Origin of the sequence: Serratia sp. CY33525, from assembly GCF_052169115.1 — a bacterium.
Lineage (GTDB): Bacteria > Pseudomonadota > Gammaproteobacteria > Enterobacterales > Enterobacteriaceae > Serratia > Serratia sarumanii.
This window is the reverse complement of record NZ_JBJNLK010000009.1, coordinates 215,069-232,315: the sequence shown is the minus strand read 5'-3', so window position 1 is coordinate 232,315 and position 17,247 is coordinate 215,069. Positions and strand designations below refer to the sequence as shown.

At 60.8% G+C, this 17,247-nt stretch carries 17 protein-coding genes; 7 read left to right on the top strand and 10 right to left on the bottom strand.

Annotated elements, in window-relative coordinates; translation table 11 throughout:
- The first annotated feature begins 25 nt into the window (after positions 1-25).
- The 3 genes from ACJ8IM_RS20680 to pntB all read left to right on the top strand — a co-directional run bounded on the left by ACJ8IM_RS20680 (position 26) and on the right by pntB (position 3,379).
- The gene (locus tag ACJ8IM_RS20680) at positions 26-295 is read left to right on the top strand and encodes a hypothetical protein (protein ID WP_144337628.1); all 270 of its coding nucleotides are present in this window, start codon (positions 26-28) and stop codon (positions 293-295) included.
- Between the two features lie 149 nt (positions 296-444).
- Positions 445-1,974, top strand: coding sequence for a Re/Si-specific NAD(P)(+) transhydrogenase subunit alpha (gene pntA, locus ACJ8IM_RS20675; RefSeq protein ID WP_033653071.1), 1,530 nt, complete (start codon positions 445-447; stop codon positions 1,972-1,974).
- 10 nt (positions 1,975-1,984) lie between these two features.
- Positions 1,985-3,379, top strand: a complete 1,395-nt coding sequence (gene pntB, locus ACJ8IM_RS20670) for a Re/Si-specific NAD(P)(+) transhydrogenase subunit beta (RefSeq protein ID WP_033634648.1) — start codon at positions 1,985-1,987, stop codon at positions 3,377-3,379.
- A 53-nt stretch (positions 3,380-3,432) separates the two neighbouring features.
- Here pntB and uspE read toward each other — a convergent pair whose 3' ends face one another.
- The 6 genes from uspE to ACJ8IM_RS20640 form a co-directional block, all read right to left on the bottom strand.
- The gene (gene uspE, locus ACJ8IM_RS20665) at positions 3,433-4,395 is read right to left on the bottom strand and encodes a universal stress protein UspE (protein ID WP_033648422.1); all 963 of its coding nucleotides are present in this window, start codon (positions 4,393-4,395) and stop codon (positions 3,433-3,435) included.
- Positions 4,396-4,522: 127 nt separating this feature from the next.
- A complete protein-coding gene (locus tag ACJ8IM_RS20660) occupies positions 4,523-5,287 on the bottom strand; it encodes an FNR family transcription factor (protein WP_033634646.1) in 765 nt (254 codons plus the stop codon).
- Between the two features lie 271 nt (positions 5,288-5,558).
- Positions 5,559-6,083: a methylated-DNA--[protein]-cysteine S-methyltransferase gene (gene ogt / locus ACJ8IM_RS20655; RefSeq protein WP_033653072.1), complete on the bottom strand. Its 525-nt coding sequence runs from the start codon at positions 6,081-6,083 to the stop codon at positions 5,559-5,561.
- A gap of 219 nt (positions 6,084-6,302) precedes the next feature.
- Positions 6,303-6,614: a hypothetical protein gene (locus ACJ8IM_RS20650; RefSeq protein WP_442516249.1), complete on the bottom strand. Its 312-nt coding sequence runs from the start codon at positions 6,612-6,614 to the stop codon at positions 6,303-6,305.
- A gap of 306 nt (positions 6,615-6,920) precedes the next feature.
- A complete protein-coding gene (locus ACJ8IM_RS20645) occupies positions 6,921-7,775 on the bottom strand; it encodes a tagatose bisphosphate family class II aldolase (protein ID WP_033653074.1) in 855 nt (284 codons plus the stop codon).
- Positions 7,776-7,784: 9 nt separating this feature from the next.
- Positions 7,785-8,951, bottom strand: coding sequence for an SIS domain-containing protein (locus ACJ8IM_RS20640; RefSeq protein WP_033653075.1), 1,167 nt, complete (start codon positions 8,949-8,951; stop codon positions 7,785-7,787).
- A gap of 687 nt (positions 8,952-9,638) precedes the next feature.
- Here ACJ8IM_RS20640 and olsF point away from each other — a divergent pair.
- The 3 genes from olsF to ACJ8IM_RS20625 all read left to right on the top strand — a co-directional run bounded on the left by olsF (position 9,639) and on the right by ACJ8IM_RS20625 (position 13,034).
- On the top strand, positions 9,639-11,360 hold the full coding sequence (gene olsF, locus ACJ8IM_RS20635; protein WP_033653077.1) for an ornithine lipid synthase OlsF: 1,722 nt from the start codon (positions 9,639-9,641) through the stop codon (positions 11,358-11,360).
- A 101-nt stretch (positions 11,361-11,461) separates the two neighbouring features.
- Positions 11,462-12,244, top strand: coding sequence for an N-formylglutamate amidohydrolase (locus ACJ8IM_RS20630; RefSeq protein WP_033634640.1), 783 nt, complete (start codon positions 11,462-11,464; stop codon positions 12,242-12,244).
- Between the two features lie 76 nt (positions 12,245-12,320).
- The gene (locus tag ACJ8IM_RS20625) at positions 12,321-13,034 is read left to right on the top strand and encodes a flagellar brake protein (protein ID WP_033634639.1); all 714 of its coding nucleotides are present in this window, start codon (positions 12,321-12,323) and stop codon (positions 13,032-13,034) included.
- Between the two features lie 43 nt (positions 13,035-13,077).
- Here the strand turns inward: ACJ8IM_RS20625 and pdxY are convergent, their stop codons facing one another.
- The 3 genes from pdxY to ACJ8IM_RS20610 are packed head-to-tail and all read right to left on the bottom strand — an operon-like array spanning position 13,078 to position 14,891.
- The gene (pdxY, locus tag ACJ8IM_RS20620; RefSeq protein WP_033653079.1) at positions 13,078-13,920 is read right to left on the bottom strand and encodes a pyridoxal kinase; all 843 of its coding nucleotides are present in this window, start codon (positions 13,918-13,920) and stop codon (positions 13,078-13,080) included.
- Between the two features lie 3 nt (positions 13,921-13,923).
- Complete coding sequence (locus ACJ8IM_RS20615; protein WP_033653080.1) at positions 13,924-14,640, bottom strand: glutamine amidotransferase; 717 nt, start codon at positions 14,638-14,640, stop codon at positions 13,924-13,926.
- Positions 14,637-14,891, bottom strand: a complete 255-nt coding sequence (locus tag ACJ8IM_RS20610) for a hypothetical protein (protein ID WP_033634636.1) — start codon at positions 14,889-14,891, stop codon at positions 14,637-14,639. Before ACJ8IM_RS20610 ends, ACJ8IM_RS20615 begins: the two co-directional genes overlap by 4 nt.
- 66 nt (positions 14,892-14,957) lie before the next feature.
- On the opposite strand from ACJ8IM_RS20610, the gene ACJ8IM_RS20605 reads away from it, so the two are divergent.
- Complete coding sequence (locus ACJ8IM_RS20605) at positions 14,958-16,262, top strand: aminotransferase class I/II-fold pyridoxal phosphate-dependent enzyme (RefSeq protein WP_033653082.1); 1,305 nt, start codon at positions 14,958-14,960, stop codon at positions 16,260-16,262.
- Here the strand turns inward: ACJ8IM_RS20605 and ACJ8IM_RS20600 are convergent.
- A complete protein-coding gene (locus ACJ8IM_RS20600) occupies positions 16,259-17,245 on the bottom strand; it encodes an MsnO8 family LLM class oxidoreductase (protein ID WP_033653083.1) in 987 nt (328 codons plus the stop codon). The genes ACJ8IM_RS20605 and ACJ8IM_RS20600 overlap by 4 nt on opposite strands.
- Between the last annotated feature and the right edge of the window lie 2 nt (positions 17,246-17,247).

Sequence of the window (17,247 nt, the reverse complement as noted above, 5' to 3'; positions counted from 1 at the left end):
CTGTCTCAGCATTTTATGTTATCCCGTGCGACAAATCGCCGACGGTGACGCCGGGCGCACGGATGGCGCCATCGCCATAAGTTTCCATAATAACGGCTTTGGTGTCATTAATGTTAATTATTCACAAAATGATAACTTTTATGCTTTTACACCCCGCATGGCCATAAATCGTTACGCCGGGCGTAAATCTCTTGTCACGCAGAATCCGCTGTTCTGTATGGATTTTTTCACAGTAAATTGCGATTTGTCATATCACGCGCGGCGTTTTTATGTAAAAACAGAGCTGAATGCGTAAGCAATTATGGATCATCGACCTTATTTTCAGTAGGTTATAGTTGGCGTCTGAAATCAGTGCGGGCAAGTTAATGCCACGCCCGCCGGTGACGCCGTGCTATGGGCAGGAAAATAATAAACATCATCCAAGACAGGTGAGAAGGGAACATTATGCGTATTGGTGTACCAAGAGAGCGGTTGGCCAATGAAGCCCGGGTCGCAGCCACGCCGAAAACGGTGGAACAACTGCTGAAGCTGGGTTTTACCGTCGCGATTGAACGCGGGGCGGGCAAACTGGCCAGTTTTGAGGACGTCGCCTACGAAGCCGCCGGCGCGGCGCTGGTCGACGAAAGCGAAGTGTGGCAGTCGGATCTGATTCTGAAAGTCAACGCGCCGCAAGACGACGAGATCGCCTTGATGCGCGAAGGCAGCACGCTGGTCAGCTTTATCTGGCCAGCGCAAAACCCCGAATTGATGGCCAAGCTGGCGGCGCGCAACGTCACCGCGCTGGCGATGGACTCGGTACCGCGCATCTCGCGCGCCCAGTCGATGGACGCGCTGAGCTCGATGGCCAACATCGCCGGCTACCGCGCGATCGTCGAAGCGGCGCATGAGTTCGGCCGTTTCTTCACCGGCCAGATCACCGCCGCGGGCAAAGTGCCGCCGGCCAAGGTGATGATCATCGGCGCCGGCGTGGCCGGCCTGGCGGCGATCGGCGCCGCGGGCAGCCTCGGCGCCATCGTGCGCGCCTTCGATACCCGCCCGGAAGTGAAAGAGCAGGTGCAGAGCATGGGCGCGGAATTCCTCGAGCTGGATTTTGAAGAGGAAGCGGGCAGCGGCGACGGTTACGCCAAAGTAATGTCCGAAGCCTTTATCAAGGCCGAGATGGCGCTGTTCGCCGCGCAGGCGGCGGAGGTGGATATCATCGTCACCACCGCGTTGATCCCGGGTAAACCGGCGCCGAAGCTGATCACCAAAGAGATGGTGGCGTCGATGAAGCCGGGCAGCGTGATCGTCGATCTGGCGGCGCAAACCGGCGGCAACTGCGAGCTGACCGTGGCCGACACCATTACCGTGACCGACAACGGCGTGAAAATCATCGGCTATACCGATCTGCCGAGCCGCTTGCCGACGCAATCTTCGCAGCTGTACGGCACCAACCTGGTCAACCTGCTGAAGCTGCTGTCGAAAGAGAAAAACGGCGAGATCGACATCGATTTCGACGATACGGTGATCCGCGGCGTTACCGTGGTGCGCTGCGGTGAAATCACCTGGCCGGCGCCGCCGATCCAGGTCTCCGCCCAGCCGAAAGCGGCGCCCGCCGCCGCACCGGCCGCCAAACCCGAAGCCAAACCGACCTCGCCGTGGCTGAAGTATGGCCTGATGGCTCTGGCGATCCTGCTGTTCGGCTGGCTGGCGGACGCGGCGCCGAAAGAGTTCCTGTCGCACTTTACCGTGTTCGCGCTGGCCTGCGTGGTCGGTTACTACGTGGTCTGGAACGTCAGCCATGCGCTGCATACCCCGTTGATGTCGGTCACCAACGCGATCTCAGGGATTATCGTGGTCGGCGCGCTGTTGCAGATCGGCCATGGCGGCTGGGTGAGTTTCCTCTCCTTTATCGCCGTGCTGATCGCCAGCATCAATATTTTCGGTGGGTTCACCGTCACTCAGCGCATGCTGAAGATGTTCCGCAAGAACTAAGGGGTAGCAAATGTCTGGAGGATTGGTTACAGCTGCATACATTGTTGCCGCTATTTTGTTTATTTTCAGCCTGGCGGGCCTGTCGCGCCATGAAACGTCGAAGCAGGGCAACCTGTTCGGCGTCGCCGGTATGGCGATCGCGCTGATCGCCACCATTCTGGGGCCGGATTCCGGCAACGTCGGCTGGATCATCATCGCCATGATCATCGGCGGCTCGATCGGCGTCTATCTGGCCAGGAAGGTCGAGATGACCGAAATGCCGGAACTGGTGGCGGTGCTGCACAGCTTCGTTGGCCTGGCGGCGGTGCTGGTCGGCTTCAACAGCTACCTGGATCACGGCGCGCCGATGGAGCCGGTGATGGCGAACATCCATCTGACCGAAGTGTTCCTCGGCATCTTTATCGGCGCGGTCACCTTCACCGGTTCGATCGTCGCCTTCGGCAAGCTGCGCGGCATCATCTCTTCCAAGCCGCTGATGCTGCCGAACCGCCACAAGCTGAATCTGGCGGCGCTGGTGATCTCGTTCCTGCTGCTGGTGGCGTTCGTGCGTACCGACAGCGTGGGCTGGCAGGTGGTGACGCTGCTGCTGATGACGGCGATCGCGCTGGCGTTCGGCTGGCATCTGGTGGCCTCGATCGGCGGCGCCGACATGCCGGTGGTGGTGTCGATGCTCAACTCCTACTCGGGGTGGGCGGCCGCCGCAGCGGGCTTCATGCTGAGCAACGATCTGCTGATCGTCACCGGCGCGCTGGTGGGCTCTTCGGGTGCGATCCTGTCTTACATTATGTGTAAGGCGATGAACCGTTCGTTTATCAGCGTGATCGCCGGCGGCTTCGGCAGTGACGGTTCGTCTACCGGCGACGCCGAAGAGATGGGTGAATACCGTGAAACCACAGCGGAAGAGGTGGCCGAGCAGCTGAAGAACTCCACTTCGGTGATCATCACCCCGGGCTACGGCATGGCGGTGGCGCAGGCGCAATATCCGGTGGCGGAAATCACCGAGAAACTGCGGGCGCGCGGCGTGAAGGTGCGTTTCGGCATTCACCCGGTCGCGGGGCGTTTGCCGGGCCACATGAACGTGCTGCTGGCGGAGGCGAAGGTGCCGTACGACGTGGTGCTGGAGATGGATGAAATCAACGAAGATTTCCCGGATACCGACACCGTGCTGGTGATCGGCGCCAACGACACGGTGAACCCGGCGGCGCTGGAGGATCCGCGCAGCCCGATCGCCGGCATGCCGGTATTGGAAGTGTGGAAGGCGCAGAACGTGATCGCGTTCAAACGCTCGATGAACACCGGCTACGCCGGCGTGCAGAACCCGCTGTTCTTCAAGGAGAACACCCAGATGCTGTTCGGCGACGCCAAAGACAGCGTGGAAGCGATTCTGCGGGCATTGCAGAAGTAAGTGAGCAACCAAAAAAACGGGCCGCTTAGCGGCCCGTTTTTTATGCGCGAGGGTTAATCTTCGTCGTCGTGCTCATCGTCTTCATCCGTCTCAATCGGGCAGTTGAAGTTCTCCGGCTTAATCACCAGCAGATCGCATTTCAGATGGTCGATCACATGTTCCGCGGTGTTGCCGATAAAGGCCGCCGAAATGCCGGTGCGGCCCAGCGTGCCCAGAACCACCACGCCGGCCTGCAGGTGTTCGGCCAGATCGGGGATCACCTCTTCCGGCAGGCCTTTTTCCACGTGGGTGAACTCTTCCTTAATGCAGAATTTCTGCCGCAGCGCCTTCATGGCGATCAGATGCTGGCCGCGGATGGCGTCGTTGTAGACGCTCGGATCGAAATCGGGCAGCTCGATGGCGATGTTGATCGGGGTAACGGGATAGGCGCCGACCAGGTGAACCTCGGTCTGGTTGACGTTCTGCGCCAGTTCGACGGTTTCTTGCACCAGTTTGATATTGAGCGGGTCGTGATAGGGTTCTTCGCTGGCCAGGTTGACCGCCACCAGCGCTTTACCGCCTTCCGGCCAGGGCTGGTCTTTCACCATCCACACCGGGCAAGGGCATTTTCGCAGCAGGTGCCAGTCGGTGGGGGTGAAGATCACCGATTCCAGCCGGTCGTGCTGGTGCGCCATTTTCAACAGCAGGTCATGTTGGCCGGAAAGCACTTCCTGAATGATGGCTTCGAAGGGGCGGTTGTGCCAGACCACTTTGATTTCGATCGGCACGCCGTCGTTGAGATAGAAGCGGCACTGCTCGTTGATCCAGGCGGCGCGTTGGCTGATCACACCTTGCCGCATCGCCGTTCTTTCGTCCGGGGAGAGCAGGGTCGTCATTTCGTAAGAGAAGTCATAAATGGGCAGGAAGGCTTTGATGCGCCCGCCGTTCCGTTTTACCAGGTACACGGCGCGGCGCAATGCCGGCTGGTCGTCCTGATTGGGGTCAATAGCCACCAGAAGATTCTGATACTTCGCCATAGGGCCTCCTTACAGCTGAAATCAACAGTCTGTTAATTTACAGAGTAACCCAACATTGAAAAACAGAACAACAACAGAAGCGGCGCCGGATCAACAATTTCAGTGAAATGTTGATCCGGCAGGAGAATCAGGCGTTAACGGACACGTTGATGCGCGGCGTACCGGCCAGCACCGACAGGGCGTCGGCGTTTTCGATGGTGATGTATTTGCCTTTCACGCTGAGGATTTCGCTTTTCTGGAAGCGGCCCAGCAGGCGGCTGATGGTTTCCACCGTCAGGCCGAGGTAGTTGCCGATGTCGCCGCGGGTCATGGTCAAACGGAACTCGCGCGGTGAGAAGCCGCGCTCCGCGAAGCGGCGCGACAGGTTGTAAACGAACGCCGCCAGGCGCTCTTCGGCGTTTTTCTTCGACAGCAGCAGGATCATGTCCTGGTCGCCTTTGATCTCGCCGCTCATCAGCCGCATGATCTGCTGACGCAGGTTAGGCATTTTGCCGGACAGATCGTCGAGGGTTTCGAACGGGATCTCACACACCATCGAGGTTTCCAGCGCCTGGGCAAAACTCGGGTGCTTCAGGCCGCCGATGGCGTCGAAGCCCACCAGATCGCCCGCGAGGTGGAAGCCGGTGATCTGCTCGTCGCCTTGCTCGGTGATGGTGTAGCTTTTGATGGTCCCGGAACGGATCGCGTACAGCGACTTCAGCTCGTCGCCGGCCTTGAACAGGGTCTGGCCTTTCTGGATGGGCTTTTTCCTCTCGATAATGTTGTCGAGCTGGTCCAGCTCGTGGGCATTAAGGGTGAAAGGAATGCACAGCTGGCTGATGCTGCAGTCCTGGCAATGGATCGCACAACCACCAGACTGGATACGACGAATCACGCGTTTTTCCGGGATCATAGATTACGCTCATTCAATAATTGATATGAGTCAATTTTAACATCTTTTGCTGCAGCTGATAAGGGTGGCATTAGCATGAATAGGGGTATTGTGTGCGAATTTTGCGCACACATGCCGCCGATTATTCTGTATGGGACTGAAGTTATGAGTATTATTTGTGACTTATGCGTTTTATTCACACAAACTATTAATAGTACCCAAGTGGGCACGGGCGCGGCGTAGAGCAACGTGTTTTATTAAGCAGCGCCAAACAATGGCGCTGGATATGCGGCTACAGCAAACTTTTCGGCAGGTAACCTTCGTGCTGCAGCAGCCACTGTTTGCGCTGTACGCCGCCGGCATAGCCGGTCAGCGCGCCCTGCGAACCGATCACCCGATGGCAGGGCACCACGATGCTGATCGGATTCGAACCGTTGGCCATGCCGACCGCGCGTGAGGCGGTCGGGCGCCCGATGCGTTGCGCCAACTGGCCGTAGGTCAGGATCTCGCCGCACGGGATTTGGCGCAGCTGTTGCCACACGGTGCGTTGGAACTCGGTGCCGGCGGTCATCACCGGCAGCCGATCGATAATGCTCAGCTCACCGGCGAAATAGCGTTGCATCGCGTCGGTCAGCCCGCTGGGATCGTGCTGCTCACGCAGGGTGAAGCGATCGGCGCGGTAGTGGGTATTCAGCAGCTTCATCAGGCGCGCTTCGTGATCGGTCCAGTCAATCGCCCGCAGGCGCCCCTGTTCATCGGCAATCAGCACCAGTTCTCCCACCGGCGTGGCGGTACGATCAATCAAAAAAGTCTGCATCTGGATCACTCCTCGGTTTGGTATGGCGATTATCGCATGAAAGCGGGGGAAGCGATGGCGGATTTCGGACATGCTGATGGGCAACCGCAGGGTTGCCCAAATAGCCGGCTCAGGGTAAGCCGTGGAGTCATTGTTCGATGAATTTATAAAATAAATTTATAAGTAATCAAGGCAGGTTGTGTTTTGTTTATTATTTCATCAGGCATTAACGCGTTGGCGTTACTTATAGCTGATGGTCACGCGCTTTAAATGGGGATCGTTATTCACCATTTCACTGCTGACGGCAGAGAATAATTCTTTTGGCATCTCTTTTAACGAAGAGGAAATATATCCGTTCTGATATTCGGTCACTTTGCCGAAGCAGTTGGAGACAAGCTGTTCATCCTGATGTGTGATGGTGCAGGCCGGGGTGGTAATGGCGCCGGTGAAGCGCACGACGCCGGAGGCGACCTGGCTGCCGGAAAGCGGTTTTGCTTGCAGAGCGAAGGGCAGAATGACCAATGCGCTTAATACGGCTAAGTAATGGTTCATACGCTGTTCCTCTCAGAGTAAAAAACACTGCCAATTAAAAACAAGCACGCTTGTTTTCATCAAATAATCAATTTCGCCTGGCGAAATAAAAACGAATGGGCAAAAATCCTACTGCCTGCATTCAATGAATTTGATAGTAAGGAGGTAGGGTGGGTAAAACCATGATTTGGATCATAGTGAAGACCGGTTAATGGTTTCCGGCGCGGGCAGGGTAAAAGGCTGTGATCGTTCTCTCAGGAAAGCGGGAAAGGGCGGGATGTTTTCGCCCCCGTGGCGCAACCGCAGGAACCGGGGGCGAGCGGGGGATTACAGCATACCGCTGCTGCCGCAGATGCGGATCTTTTCCGCCACCACTTCTTTCATCGCCAGCTTGCCGGGGACGATGTATTTGCGCGGGTCATTGGCATCCGGGTGCTGTGAAAAGTAGCTTTTCACCGCATCGGCGAAGGCGATTTTCAATTCGGTGGCGACGTTGACCTTGCAGACGCCGAGCGAGATCGCGCGCTTAACCATCGCCTCCGGAATGCCGGAGGCACCGTGCAGCACCAGGGGCACGTCCACCTGTTCGCGGATCAGCGCCAGGCGCTCGAAGTCCAGCTTCGGCTCGCCGTGATACAGGCCGTGGGCGGAACCGATCGCCACCGCCAGCGAATCGATGCCGGTGGCGGCGACGAACTCGCGTGCCGCCGCCGGGTCGGTATAGAAGCTGTCCGCCGCATCGACGATCAGATCGTCTTCCTGCCCGCCCAGGCGCCCCAGCTCCGCTTCCACGCTGGCGCCGTAGCGATGGCACAGGACCACTGCGGCGGCCACCTTGGCGATGTTCTGCTCGAACGGCAAATGCGAACCGTCGATCATCACCGAGCGGATGCCGCTTTTCACCTTGTGCTCGATGTCGTCCAGCGCTTCGTGATGATCCAGATGCAGCGCCAACGGCAGATCGTAGCGGTGCGCGGCAGATTGGCAAATGCCGATCAGGTAGTCGGTACCGGCATAGCTGAAGGTGCCGGGCGTGCCGGCCATGATCACCGGGGAGCGCAGTTCGGCGGCGGTTTCCGCCACCACCTGCACGGTTTCCAGATTGTGGACGTTAAACGCCGGGACGGCGTAACCCTGACGCTGCGCCTTGAGCAGCATTTCTCGGTTGGCTATCAGATACATGGGATCTCCTTACAGCACCGGGGAAGGAAAACGGTAAATCGTCACGCCTTTCACCACCCGGTTGACCTCGCCGGTCGGGCAAGGATTGTCCGGGGTCAGCCCCAGCGCCAGCGAACTCTCGAAGGCCAGCATCTGGGTGAACAGCAGATACGGGAACAGCAGCCAGATATCGTCGGCCGCGTCGTGCATAGGCAGCAGGGCATCGGACAGGGGGTGGCGCTCGCCGGTCAACCCGACCAACTGCATCGCCAGCCCGTCGCGCTGCAGTTCGTTCCACAGATCGCGGTCATACTGGCGGGCATAGTCGCCGCGGGAGAACATCAGCACCACCAACGTCTGGCCGTCGACCATGAATTTCGGGCCGTGGCGCAGGCCGAGCGGCGAGTCGTAGCGCGTAACGATGCGGCCGGCGGTCAGCTCCAGCATCTTGAGCGAGGCCTCTTCGGCGAGGCCGGTAAAGCAGCTACCGCCGAGGGTGATATAACGGCGGAAACCGCTGGCGGCCAACGCCTTCACCTGCGGCTGCAGCGTTTCGCGCAGTGTGCGGCAGCGCTGCACCATGGCGTTGAGCGGCGCCTGGGCGGCTTCGAGCGAAGCCGGGCCGAGCAACAGCGCGGCGCTCAGCATCATGCAGCTGAAGCTGGAGGTCATGGCGAAGCTTTGATCGTTGGAGCCTTGCGGCATCACCAGCGAACAGACGTTGCCACGCTGATGCGCATACTGCGCCAGCCGGCTGTCCGGGTTGCACACCAGCATCAGGTGATAGCTTTCCGGCAGCAGCTGGTCGGCCAGCTCCACCGTCGCCACGCTCTCCGGGCTGTTGCCCGAGCGTGCGAAGGAGACCAGCAGCGTCGGCCGCTCAGGGTCGAGATACTGCAGCGGATTGGCGACGATATCGGTGGTGCCGTAGGCCGCCACGTCGCGGCCGGTTCGTTCGCGCAGCCAGGGCGCCAGGGCGCGGCCGGCGAACGCCGAGCTGCCGGCGCCGCACAGTACGATTTGCAGGCGCGGATTGGCCAGCAGCGGCGCCAGGAACGGCTGCCACTGCGCCTGTTGATCCTGCAATTGCCGGTGCAGCGCGGCCCACAGATCCGGCTGCTGCCAAATCTCTGCGGCGGTGTGCCAGGCGTTGCGCTGCTTCAGCCAATCCGCCTCGTAAGAGAAATACGCGTTCATGATGACAACTCCTTAAAAGCCTTGGTTAACGGTCGGCGATAATCACGTCGCTCCCTCAATGGTGCAGCGCCTTTAGGCAAGCACCGATCCTGCACTGCTGCGGGTCGATAATTAATTCCCGGCGTTTTGCGGTATTGGGCATTAACGCAAACTCCTGATTTACCGGTAGCCGTGCCCGACCACGGCTTAATAAGCCGCGGCGATACCGACCGGAACGCTTTCAGTTAGTTATGGCGAATTACAGCAAACGAAACGCTGAAATGCAATCGGTTATTTTAGAAATACTTATATCTATCAGTTGGTTATATTTATTTTTGCTTTCGATTGAGCGGCAAGCGAAAGCGGTGTCAACGCAAAGTGAAAACGGCAAATTCGTTATTTATCAGTCGACAATTCTCGGCGTCTATTTATTCAGTCTGCCGATGACGAAAGCCGCAGCGGTAATTCGACAATCGCCGGGCTTTCACTGTTTTTTTATGCCGGCGCGCGTAACCGTGCTGTTCCGCGTACGCCGCTACCGGCGCCGATGTGAAGGCAAGTGGGGACGAAAATGCGTCTTTCGCTCCCAATTCTTCATTACTTTGCTATACCTGATAGTCGATGGATTCATTTTATTGTCATGTAACTGACACGTCAGAGTCACGGCTCTGGCTTAAGTTTGCAGCGACTACGTCAGGAGATAACGCGATGTTCAGCCTGGATTCTCTGTTGCAAGATGCATTTCCACACCGCAATACCCCTGCCTGGCAGCGCAGCCTGCTAAGAACCCTTCTCTTCGAAAAAGAATTCAAACAGTTCGCCGCCGACTATCCCCACCTGAAAGGGCTCGATCTGATCGAGCAGGTGGTGGACTACTTCAACCTCAGCTGCGAGCTGGTGGACGGCGATCTGGAAAACATCCCGAGCCAGGGGCCGGTGGTGCTGGTGGCCAATCACCCGATCGGCTCGCTCGACGGCCTGGTGCTGCTGCGCGCCGTCGCGGCGGTGCGCCCGGATGTGAAAGTGGTGGCCAGCCAGCTGCTGACCTACATCGAACCGCTGCGCAATCTGTTCGTGCCGGTGGATAACGTCGCTTATAAAACCAGCCGCAAACAGATTGAAGGCATGCAGCGGCAGCTGGACAATCAGGGCGCGCTGATCCTGTTCCCGGCCGGCGAAGTGTCGCGCATGAGCCCGAAAGGCATCCGCGACGGCCACTGGCATACCGGTTTTCTGCGCCTGGCCGCCAAGGCGCGCGCGCCGATCGTGCCGATCCACATCAGCGCGCGCAACAGCAACCTGTTCTACATTACCTCGCTGGTCTACCGGCCGCTGTCGACGCTGCTGCTGGTGCGCGAAATGTTCCAGCAGCGGGGCGGGCGCATCAAGATCCGCGTCGGCGGCCGCGTGCCGTTCGCCAGCTGGCACGACGGCCACACCAGCGCCAAGGATCTGGCGGAGCGTTTTCGCCGCCACGTGTATCGCCTGGGGCAGGGCAAGCCGGGGCTGTTCGCCAGCGAATCGCCGATCGCGCTGCCGGAAGAGCGTTTGGAGCTGAAAAAGGCGTTGGCGAACTGCGAGCGGTTGGGGGTAACGCCGGACGGTAAAACCATCTACCTCTATCGCCGCCACGACGAAGCGCGCACGCCGATCCTGCGCGAACTGGGGCGTCTGCGCGAGATCGCCTTCCGCGCGGTAGGAGAAGGCTCCGGCCGCCGCCGCGATCTGGACAGCTATGACGACGATTACTACCACCTGGTGCTGTGGGATGAGGAGGAGCTGGAGATCGTCGGCGCCTATCGCTTTATCCCCACCGCCGAACAAATCGAACGCAAAGGGCTGGAAAGCATCTACAGCAACAGCCTGTTCCACTACGATCGTGATATGGAGCCGATCCTGGCGCAGGGCATCGAGCTGGGGCGCAGCTTCATTCAGCCGGCCTATTGGGGCAAGCGCGGGCTGGACTATTTGTGGCTGGGCATCGGCGCCTACCTGGCGAAATACCCGCAGTATCGCTATCTGTTCGGCCCGGTGTCGATCTCCGGCGGCATGCCGCTGGCGGCGCGCGATTTGCTGATCGCCTTCTATCGGCTCTATTTCTCGCCGGACCACGCCTTCGCGCAATCGCGCCGGCCTTATCCGGCGTCGCTGCCGCAGGTGCTGGCGCAGTTTGCCGGGGATAACTACCAGGAAGATCTGGTGCGGCTGAAGAGCCTGCTCAGCAATATCGGCTGCTCGATCCCGACGCTGTACAAGCAGTACACCGAACTGTGCGAGCCGGGCGGGGTACAGTTTATCGACTTCGGCACCGATCCGGCTTTCAACAACTGCATCGACGGGCTGGTGCTGGTGGATACCACGCGGCTCAAGCCGTCGCGGTATCAGCGTTATATCGCGGTGCACCAGCCGCAGCCAGCCGAGACGGCATGACTACAGTCTGACTCATGCCTTTTTGATCTAAGCACGACCTTGGGGCCGGCGACGGGATAGCGCTACGATAAACGTTTTGCTTTCCACCGCCGGAGCCCGTCATGCCTCACTCGTTTATCCCGCCGTTATTGTCCGCCGACGAACCCTCTGCCGCCGCCGTTGAAATCCCGCGCGGCAAAGCGCCCTTTTTGCTGCTGTGCGATCACGCCGGCAAGGCGATTCCGCAATCCCTCGGCGACCTCGGTTTGCCGCCGGGGGAGATCGAACGCCACATCGGCTGGGACATCGGCGCGCTGAGCGTGTCGCGCCATCTGAGCCGCCAGTTGGACGCCACGCTGATCCACCAGCGTTACTCACGGCTGGTGATCGACTGCAACCGGGCGCCCGGCATCGCCAGCTCGATCCCGCATTTGTCCGAGTTGACGCCGATCCCCGGCAATATCGGTATCGATGCCGAGCACGCGCTGGCGCGCGAGCGCGAGGTGTTTTTGCCGTATCACCACGCCATCGACGATCATCTGGGGCAACGCCAACTGCGCGAACTGCCGACGGCGGTGATCGCCATGCACAGTTTCACGCCGGTGTTCAAAGGGGCATCGCGCCCCTGGCAGGTGGGGCTGCTGTTTAACCGTTACCCGGAATTTGCCCATCTGCTGGCCGAGCTGCTGCGCGAAGAGGGAGATTTGCAGGTGGGGATCAACGAACCCTATGCGATGACCGACGCCACCGACTACACGTTGCCGGTCCATGCGGAACGCCGCGGTTTGCCTTATGTCGGCATCGAAATCCGCCAGGATCTGATCGCCGACGAACGTGGGCAACAGGCGTGGGCGAAACGTTTCGCACGCCTGCTGCCGCAGGCCTGGCAGCGCTGGCAAATTTGACTTTAGGAATATTCCCAGAGATGATAACCGTAAGGAATACGTAATACGTCATTAGAAAAAAAGTCAGGAGAGACGTGTGGAGCACAGCGATAACGGACTGTTTATCAAACGGGAGCGTTTTGAAGTTCTGGCGATTCTGCGTGAAATTTGCAAACAACGCACGCCGCTGCGCGTAGAAAATCAGCAGCACCGGTTTCAAAGTCTGTTATTGAGCGTCGGGCCGGACAATATCGTGTTTAGCGGTGAGGAAGCGGAAAACGCCATCGACGGCGCCTGCACCATCGTGATTGAAAGCAACGACGCCAAAATCGAGTTTTCCGTCGGCCAGGCGGAGCTGACCGAACATCAGGGCGTCCAGGCCTGCTCGACCCGGCTGCCGCAGGAGTTGGTTTACATCCAGCGCCGCCGCCAGTTCCGCATCACCACGCCGCACTGGCGCCAATTCTTCTGTACCGGCGAATACCCGAACGGCACGCCTTATGAGCTGCGGATCCACGATCTGTCAGCCGGCGGCGTCGGTTTGCGTTTCGACGGCCCGCTGCCGGATTTCTTTCAGCCGGGCCTGCAGTTCAAGAAAGCGGAGTTGGATTTGGGCAGCTACGGCAGCTTCAAGGTCAACATGGAGCTGGTGGTAGTCAACGACGATCAGGAAACCGACGATAACGATCAGGTGGTGCACTTCTCGCGCCTGTCGTGCCGTTTCCTCAAGCTGGGGCTGGCGATGGAGCGCAAAATTCAAAGCGCGGTGTTCGCCTTCGAGCTGGATTTCAACAAAAAGAAAAAACGCTGATATTTATCAGGGGCGGCACGCTGCCCCTGACTCTCCACTGGCCTTACGGCTGTAACGCCCGCAGGCTGCCGATCTCTTCCCAACCGAAATGCGCCGCTTCGGCCAGCACGTCGCACACTTCGCCGCCGGCGGCGACCACGGCCGCGTCCAGCGCGGCGCCGTGCAGCAGATGGCTCACCAGCAGTGCGGCGAACAGATCGCCGGTGCCTTTGACCGCCGATTTGACCTTCGGATGGGTAAAGCACTGCGTTTCCTGCCGGGTGACCAGCATCAATCCCACTTCGTCTTCGTGCTGCGCCACGCCCGGCGCGCTGGTGACCAGCACCCATTCGGTGGTGTCGTTCAACAGCGCCTGCGCGGCGTGCTGCGTCTGCTCTTGGCTGCTCAGTTGCCGGCCGCACAGCTGCTCCAGTTCGAAACCGTTCGGCGTCAGGCCGTTGGCCAGCCGCAGGAACGGTGAGCGATAGCAGTTGACGATGCGCTCATCCACGTAGATCCCTTCGCCGTAATCGCCCATCACCGGATCGATATAGATCTTTATCTGCGGATTGAGGGCGCGCACCCGCTGCAGCCAGTTGGCCAGAATATGGCACTGCATCACGTCGCCCAGGTAGCCGACGATCACCGCCCGGGCGCGCTTCATCACGCCGCGGGCGATCAGATCGTCGAGAAAGCCGCCGAACCACTCGCCGGAGATGACGCCGCCGTGCGGCTTGCCGTAATAGGGCGGGCAGCCGAACAGCACGCTGGGCACCTGCAGCGCTTCCAGCCCTTTTTTCAGCAGGGCGCGGTAGGCGATGCCGTTGCCGACGCTGCCGTAGACCACCTGAGATTGAATGCTGATCACGTCGATGGACGGTGATCGCAAGGGTGAAGTCTGTTGCATGAGTTACATCCTTGGTTCGTTATTATCCAGCCAGCGGGCGAACACCTGCCGCGCGCGCTGTTCCAGCTGTACGCCGTGGCGCGCCGCCTGTTCGCGCAGGCTCTGGGGCGCGATGCCGGCCAGTTCCAGTTCGCAGGCATGGCCAATCAGCCAGCGTTCGATATCGCGATGATCCGCCTCCAGATGGAACTGCAGCCCGAGCGCGAACCCCTGATAGTCGAAGGCCTGATGCGGGCAAACCGCCGTACCGGCCAGGCAGCGGGCGCCCTCCGGGATCGTGAACATATCACCGTGCCAATGCAGCACCGGCGTATCGGCCAGCGGTGCCAGCACCGAGTCGTCTTGCGCCGTGAGCGTGGTCAGCGGGGCGAAACCGATCTCTTTGACGCCGAGCGAGATCACGTCGGCGCCCAGCGCCTGGGCGATCACCTGCGCGCCGAGACACACCCCAAGGGTCGCCCGCCGCTGCGCCAGCCGCTGTTTGACCAGCGCCAATTCATGGTCGAGAAAATCATAGCGCTGCGCGCCGGAAAAGTGTTGGGCGGCGCTGATCGGCCCGCCGAGCACCACCAACAGATCGGTCTCTTCATTATTGATAGCACGAATATCATCGCGGCCGGCATCGTAATAGTCGATCTGATAGCCGCGCAGCGAGAGCAGGGAACCGAGGATGCCCAGGTTTTCAAAATTGACGTGTCGAATGGCGACGGCTTTCTTCATTGTTTAACCTCGTGAGCGTGGGTGAACGGCGTCAGCGCCAGCGACTCGCCCAGCACCGCGATGCCTTGCGCGCCGCTCTGGTAGACGATGCGGCGTTCGCTGACCTGGCTGAGCTGCACCTGATAACCCTGCGCGGCCGGGAACAGCGCGCACGCCTGCTCCAGCTGATCGGCCGCCCAGGGGGTGAACATCTGCAGGCGGGCAAAGGCCTTTCCTGCATACTGAATGTCGAGCACGTAATGTTTATCCATGGAACCCCTTACTTTTGGCCGCGGAAGCTGTTAATCTATTTTGAACTAGTACAAAAGGATTTATGTATGACTTCATTGTATGCAAAAGGCGGCGGCGCTGTCCAGATTGCCGAGCAGATCGCCGCACGCATCAAAGACGGCACGCTGCGGCCGGGCGAACTGTTGCCGCCGGTACGCCAGCTAGCGGCGGAGCTGGAGGTCAATCCGAATACCGTCGCCAGCGCATACGCCCGATTGCGCGATGCCGGTCTGGTGGTGACGCGCGGGCGGGCGGGAACGGTGGTGCTGGAGCCGCCGCTGGCGGCGGTGAGTGCGGCCTATGCGCCGCGCCAGGTGCCGGCGGGGATGTGCGATCTGGCCAGCGGCAACCTCGATGCCGCATTGTTGCCGGCGTTGGCGCTGGGCGCGGCGGAGGCGTTCCCGCAGCAAAACGGCTATGACATCAGCGGCGATCTGCCGGTATTGACCGGCCTGGGGCGCGAGTGGCTCGGCCGCCAGGGCGTCACGCTGGGGGAACCGGCGGTGTTCTCCGGCGCGCTGGACGCGATGGAAAAGGCGCTGCGCTGCCATATGCAGCCGGGCGCGGCGGTGTGGGTGGAAGATCCCTGCTGGCCGCCGCTATTGACGCTGCTGCGCCACCTGCGTCTGCGGCCGCTGCCGCTGGCGATGGATGAACAGGGGTGTCGGTTGCCGGAAAGCGGAGCGGCGGGCGCGGTGATCCTGACGCCGCGCGCCCACAATCCGACCGGCGCCTCGCTCTCTGCGCAACGCGCGCAGCAGTGGCGGCGTTTTCTCAGCGCGAATCCGCAGTGTCTGGCGATCGTCGACGACTTCTGGGGGCCGCTGTCGCAGCAGCCGCTGCATCTGCCGTTCGACGGCGATCGCGGGCTGTACGTGCTGTCGCTGAGCAAGTTTCTCAGCCCGGATCTGCGCATCGCGCTGGCCTGCGGCAACCCGACGTTGCTGCAGGCAATGCGCGCCGATCAGTACATCAGCGAGCGCTGGGTCAGCCATATCTTGCAGCAGATCGCCGCCAGGCTGTGGGGGCAGGCCTTGCAGGAAGGGCAGCTGCAGCGGGCGCAGCAGGCGTATCAGGCCAGAAGGGATGAACTGGTGCAACGGCTCAACGCGCTGAATCACACGGCGCTGGCGGTAGGTGAAGGGCTGCACCTGTGGTTGCCGGTGCGGTCGGAAACCGCCGCCGCGCAGCTGATGGCGCAGCGGGGGTGGCTGGTGCAGGGCGGCGAGCCTTTTCGTCTGAAGAGCGATCCTGCGATCCGCGTCAGCCTGGCCAACGTGGCGCCGGCGCAACTGGCGGCTCTGGCGCAGGATCTGGCCGACGCCATGCGGGCCAGTACGGCGATCAACTAGGCCGGCGTCAGGCTCTCCTCCGCCAGCAGCTGCAGTGAGGTGAGCCGGGCGCTCGGTTCGGCGATCGGCGTGTCGATGATGAACTCGTCCACGCCGTACCGCTGCTGCAGCTGCGCCAGTTGTTGATGCACCTGCGGCGCGGTGCCGAGCAGGATATGGCTTTCCCGCGGCTCGATGCGGTAGTCGGTGGCGCCGGCCTGCTGCACGAAACTCTCGGCCTGCGCCAGGCTGCCGACGGTCACGCTCTGCTCACCGGCGACGTGGACGCGGTATTGCTGTATATCCGCCGCCAGCGCCGCGGCCTGTTCCGCGCTTGGCGCCACGATCGCCGCTACCGCCAGCAGCGCCTTGCGGCCGCCGCTGTGTGCGGCGTAGTGCGCCAGCGCCGCGCTGATATCTTGCGGATTGCCGTTCAGATGCGCGGCGAACACGAAAATCCAGCCGGATTCGGCCGCCAGCGTCGCGCTCTCTTTGCTGGCGCCGAGCAGGAAGCGCTGAGCGCCGTGCGGCGGCAGCGGCGTGGCGCTCAGGCCGGGCTCGGCGTCGTCGTTCAGATAGGCGGTCAGCTGCGACAGCTGCTGCGGGAAAGCCGGTTTGTGTTGCCGGTCATGGGCGGCCTGCAGCGCCTGGGTGGCGAGCGGCAGCCCGCCGGGCGCTTTGCCCACCCCGAGATCGACGCGCCCCGGCGCCAACGCCGCCAGCAGGTTAAAGTTTTCGGCCACCTTGTAGGCGCTGTAGTGTTGCAGCATCACGCCGCCGGAGCCGATGCGAATGCGCGACGTCTGGCCGAGCAGGTAGCCGATCAGCACTTCCGGCGACGGGCAGGCGAGCTGCGGCGTGTTGTGGTGCTCCGCCAGCCAGAAACGCCGATAGCCCCAGCGTTCCGCCTGTTGCGCCAGATGCAGCGTGCGCGCCAGCGCCTGGGCGGCGCTTTCCCCGTCGGCGATCGGACTCTTTTCCAATATGCTCAAGGCATAAGCCATTT